The sequence below is a fragment of the Mesorhizobium sp. M1A.F.Ca.IN.020.06.1.1 genome, from assembly GCF_004023265.1.
GTDB lineage: Bacteria > Pseudomonadota > Alphaproteobacteria > Rhizobiales > Rhizobiaceae > Mesorhizobium.
Genome location: NZ_RZSR01000481.1, coordinates 1 through 4,475 on the forward strand (window position 1 = coordinate 1; position 4,475 = coordinate 4,475).

Sequence of the window (4,475 nt, forward strand, 5' to 3'; positions counted from 1 at the left end):
GCCCTCGCAGGTGCTGAAATCCTGGGAGGGGCTCGGCGAGACCGTCGAGACCTTCCTCGGACCGGTCGGGCTTTCCATTCCCGCCGGCGAAAAGGGCCGCTCCGTGCTCGAACTCACCTGGGCGCGGCCAACGGCCGAGTTCAACGGCATCATCGGCGGCTATACCGGCAAGGGCTTCAAGACGGTGATCGCGGCGGAAGCATCGGCGAAAGTGTCGTTCCGGCTCGTCCACAAGCAGGATCCGAAAAAAATCCGCGCCGCCTTCCAGGCTTTCGTGCGCGATCGGATTCCCGGCGACTGCTCCGTCGAATTCCATCCGCATGGCGGCTCGCCGGCGATCCAGCTTTCCTACGACTCGCCGTTCCTGGCCAAGGCCAAGGATGCGCTCTCCGACGAATGGGAAAAGCAGGCCGTCGCCACCGGCGGCGGCGGCTCCATCCCCGTAGTCGGCGATTTCCAGACCTATCTCGGCATGGAATCGCTGCTGGTCGGCTTCGGCCTCGATGACGACCGCATCCATTCGCCCAACGAGAAGTACGAGCTCACCTCCTTCCACAAGGGGCAGCGTTCCTGGGCGCGCATTCTCGATGGTCTGACGCGCTGAGGTGAACCCGCGGCGACCGCGAAAATCAACTTTCTGTTGATTTTTTTCCGGATCGCGGCAAGGACGGGCGTGATAGCGCAATGCGCGGCGCCTTCGCGTCCAAAAACGGGTGCGCCGCTGGCCGCGATCCGGAGAAGAGAATGGCCGACATCCGTTTCCACAAGAACGATCTGCCGGACCTTTCCCGCTACAATGTCGGTGCGGTCGCCATCGACACGGAAACGCTGGGCTTGAACCCGCATCGTGACCGGCTCTGCGTGGTTCAGATCTCGCCCGGCGACGGCAGCGCCGACGTCATCCAGATCGCGCCGGGCCAGAAGGAGGCGCCCAACCTTGTCAGCCTTCTCAGGAACGACGCCGTGGTGAAGCTGTTTCACTACGGCCGTTTCGACATTGCCGTCCTTTATCACGCTTTCGGCGTCATGGCCGAACCGGTTTTCTGCACAAAGATCGCCTCGCGGCTGACCCGTACCTACACCGACCGCCACGGGCTGAAGGATATATGCAACGAACTGCTCGGTATCGGCCTCTCCAAGGCGCAGCAATCGTCGGACTGGGCGGCGGAAACACTGTCGCCCGAGCAGCTCGAATATGCCGCCTCCGACGTGCTTTACCTGCACCGGCTGCGCGAGGTGCTGGCCGCACGGCTTGCGCGCGAGGGTCGCACTAAGGAGGCCGAAGCCTGCTTCCGCTTCCTGCCGACGCGCGCCAAGCTCGATCTGATGGGCTGGGCGGAAGAGGATATCTTCGCGCATAGCTGACGACCCGGCGCGTCGAGCGACGTTCCTGCCGGTCCATTGTCGGCGTGAGATGGGGAGGGATTGAATGGCAGAGCGCAAACCGATAGCGAGCGCGCCGAAGGACGGCTCGCAGGTCACGATCCTGTGGAACGACGAGCACGGCGTGGTCAACGAATCCGTCGGGCAATACCGCGACGGCGGCTGGTGGGTCTACACCGACAGCAACACCCAGAAAAAAGTCGAGCCGACCAGTTGGCGGCCTGCATCGGCCAATGATGACAGCGACCAGTGAGCGACCGCCGCAGGGCCTCGAAGCAGGCGCGAGACTCGGCGGCAAGAAGGGGGCGAGATGAGACAGAACATGCTCTACCTCATCATCGGCGCGTTGGTCGTCGTGGTCATCGCGCTTGGCATCTACATCTACCGCGAGCAGACCAGGCCGAAGGGCGTGGAGCTCAAGATCGACGACAAGGGCATTTCGATCCAGCAGAATTGATCTCACCACGTCCGCATCTCGCGAACTTGACCGGTCGGCTCCTGATAGCACCTATTGCATTCGGGTCCGCTCGCTGGGGCGGTGGTGTTTTTTGATATGATTCCCCGGATCGATTTCGTGGCCACCGGTGCCGTGAACGATGCGCTCGCCGCGATCGGGCGGACCGAGGACCTGCGCTTTTCGCCCGACAACCGCTTGCTTGCCGTCGCCGGATATGGACGCAGGCGATGTCTGATGCTGCGCATCGACATAGAGCCGACGGCCGGTGCAGCGAGGATCGTTATCCGCGATTTCGTGGAGCTCAGATCGGAAAGCATGGGCGAGGTGCATGGCCTCGATTTCATCGACAACAGGACTTTTGTGGTCGCCAATCGCGATGGGCTGGTTGCGGTCTTCGCCCTGCCGCAAGGCGATCCGGCCGGACAAGGGCACGAAATCTCGCCACTTCGCGTGATCAAAGGCAGCCGATTTTGCAGATTGAGAACGCCCGGCTCAGTCGCCGTCAGGCGTGAGTCGCATGGCCGGCTCAGCCTGCTGGTCTGTAACAACTACACGCATCGGGTGACCCGCCATGTGGTTCACCGGCGATGGGGATACCGCGCCCTGTGGAATCAGGTTCTCCTGGAGCAGGGCCTCGACATCCCGGACGGCATCGCGCTCAGCCATGACGGGCGGTGGGTCGCCGTCAGCAGCCACGGCACCAACGACGTGAAGATCTACGACATGTCGGCGCCGCTTGGCCCTGAAACCCGACCCGCCGGTGTCCTGGAAAATGCCAACTACCCGCATGGCCTGCGCTTCACGCAGGACGGCAGCCACATTCTTGTTGCCGACGCCGGCAGCCCGATGGTTCACGTCTATGCAAGCGACGAAGGCTGGAAGGGGCGCCGCACGCCGTCGCGTTCGGTCGCCGTGCTCGACGACGAAAGCTTTCTGCGCGGCAGGGCCAGCGTCGAGGAGGGTGGGCCGAAGGGCCTGGATATAGACAAGTCGAACAGCGTCGTGGCTGTGACTTGTCAGGAACAGCCGCTGGCTTTCTACGGCCTGTCGTCGATCGTCGGTCGAAAGGCGGCGGAGCCCGAGTTCCGCGTTCTTGGACGTCCAGGATAAGCCTGTGATTTCGGCTCCATATTCTGGCGACGGCATGAAGAATGACGGGGGCCGCGCGCAGCTCCATCAAATCTTGCCGGCGTGGGCGGCAAACGGATGACGTCCGCGCGGTTCGGCGATATCATGCCGCGTATAGGGAGTTTTGGGGCCGACCAACCTAGCCTCTAGGAGGTTGCCATGAAGCACCAAACACTGGACCAGCTGCACGCCGTTGCTGAGGTCCGCACCGCCAAACCCGTCATGAGCCGAACCCAGCGCCTCGCACGTTGGGCGGAGCTTCTCGAACGTGAGCCAAACCGGCTCCTGACCGCGCTGATCGGCACTGAATATCGTGCCCCGCGGGAACGCAATGTCATGCGGGGCGCCGGCTCGCCCATATCCGTCGCCCTGGAAGACCCCGTTCTGCACGACGAGGGTTTGAAGAACGACACCTACGGCGAAGCAAAACGCTTCTTCGAGCTGACCGACTATCAGCTGCACGAGATCGTCTGCTACTGCCATGTCGGCGATGTCATGCGGGCATCGAGAGCTGCGCTCTCGGTCCGTGCCGTGCTCGACTAGTCCGAGCCGACTCGCCCGCCTATGCAAACGCTGGAGCGCGGCCGGAATCCCACGCCGATCGCGCTCCGTCAGGTGGCCGCTTACCAAACATTTGATTTTCAATCACTTCGATTTTTCCCCACTTAACGCGCCTTTAAACCGCCGCATCTACTCTGCAACCCGAGCGCCATCGGCATCGGGGACAGCAAGCACAACGCAATGGCGAACCGCAGAGACAGTCGCATCGAACCGAGCTTCGAGGGCTCGCCGCGGGCGAAATCCTCCGACGGCTTTTCGGTCAGCGAGGAGGATCGCGTCGTGCCGGCAAATCGCAAATCCGCAGCGAAACGCAAATCCGCCAAGGCGAAATCGCGCGGCCGGGGGCGCGATCGCAGCCAGCGCGGGCTGTTTTCCGTCTTCGGCCGCCTGCTCTACTGGTGCTTCGTTTTCTGCATCTGGGGCGGCATCGCGGTGGCCGGCGTCGTCGTCTACTACGGCGCCAAGATGCCGGCGGCGACCACATGGTCGATCCCCGACCGCGCGCCCAACATCAAGATCGTCTCGGTCGACGGGCAACTCATCGCAAATCGCGGCATGAGCGGCGGCGAGGCCGTCGGCCTCAATGAAATGTCGCCCTATATTCCCGAGGCCGTCGTCGCCATCGAGGACCGGCGGTTCTATTCGCATTTCGGCATCGACCCGATCGGTCTGACGCGCGCCATGGTCACCAACGTCCTTGGCGGTCATTTCTCGCAGGGCGGCTCGACGCTGACGCAGCAGCTGGCCAAGAACCTGTTCCTGACGCCGGATCGCACGCTGGAGCGCAAGGTGCAGGAAGTGCTGCTGGCGCTGTGGCTGGAGCACAAGCACAGCAAGGACCAGATCCTCGAAATGTATCTCAACCGGGTCTATTTCGGGTCCGGCGCTTATGGCGTGGAGGCCGCCTCGCGGCGGTACTTCGGCAAGAGCGCGCGCGATGTCACGC

General features: G+C 63.1%; 7 protein-coding genes. All 7 read left to right on the forward strand.

Going from position 1 to position 4,475, the window contains the following annotated elements; translation table 11 throughout:
- A partial coding sequence (locus tag EOA60_RS20270) for a M20/M25/M40 family metallo-hydrolase (RefSeq protein WP_128311791.1) occupies positions 1–604 on the forward strand: 604 nt, incomplete at its 5' end.
- Positions 605–744: 140 nt separating this feature from the next.
- Positions 745–1,365 (forward strand): ribonuclease D, encoded by a 621-nt coding sequence (locus tag EOA60_RS20275; RefSeq protein WP_128311792.1) that lies wholly within the window; start codon positions 745–747, stop codon positions 1,363–1,365.
- Positions 1,366–1,429: 64 nt separating this feature from the next.
- The gene (locus EOA60_RS20280; RefSeq protein ID WP_095778715.1) at positions 1,430–1,636 is read left to right on the forward strand and encodes a hypothetical protein; all 207 of its coding nucleotides are present in this window, start codon (positions 1,430–1,432) and stop codon (positions 1,634–1,636) included.
- A 57-nt stretch (positions 1,637–1,693) separates the two neighbouring features.
- Positions 1,694–1,840 (forward strand): hypothetical protein, encoded by a 147-nt coding sequence (locus EOA60_RS20285; protein WP_082980768.1) that lies wholly within the window; start codon positions 1,694–1,696, stop codon positions 1,838–1,840.
- Between the two features lie 117 nt (positions 1,841–1,957).
- Entirely contained in the window at positions 1,958–2,950 is a 993-nt protein-coding gene (locus EOA60_RS20290) for a beta-propeller fold lactonase family protein (protein ID WP_245322275.1), read from the forward strand.
- Positions 2,951–3,127: 177 nt separating this feature from the next.
- Positions 3,128–3,511 (forward strand): hypothetical protein, encoded by a 384-nt coding sequence (locus EOA60_RS20295; protein WP_067004095.1) that lies wholly within the window; start codon positions 3,128–3,130, stop codon positions 3,509–3,511.
- A gap of 198 nt (positions 3,512–3,709) precedes the next feature.
- Positions 3,710–4,475, forward strand: a 766-nt coding sequence (locus EOA60_RS20300; protein ID WP_164899424.1) for a transglycosylase domain-containing protein, incomplete at its 3' end; no start/stop codon positions are given.

Excerpts from the sequence above, each read along its gene's own strand:
- EOA60_RS20275 (WP_128311792.1), top strand. The coding sequence starts at position 745 with ATGGCCGACATCCGTTTCCACAAGAACGATCTGCCGGACCTTTCCCGC.
- EOA60_RS20280 (WP_095778715.1), top strand. The coding sequence starts at position 1,430 with ATGGCAGAGCGCAAACCGATAGCGAGCGCGCCGAAGGACGGCTCGCAG.
- EOA60_RS20285 (WP_082980768.1), top strand. The coding sequence starts at position 1,694 with ATGAGACAGAACATGCTCTACCTCATCATCGGCGCGTTGGTCGTCGTG.
- EOA60_RS20295 (WP_067004095.1), top strand. The coding sequence starts at position 3,128 with ATGAAGCACCAAACACTGGACCAGCTGCACGCCGTTGCTGAGGTCCGC.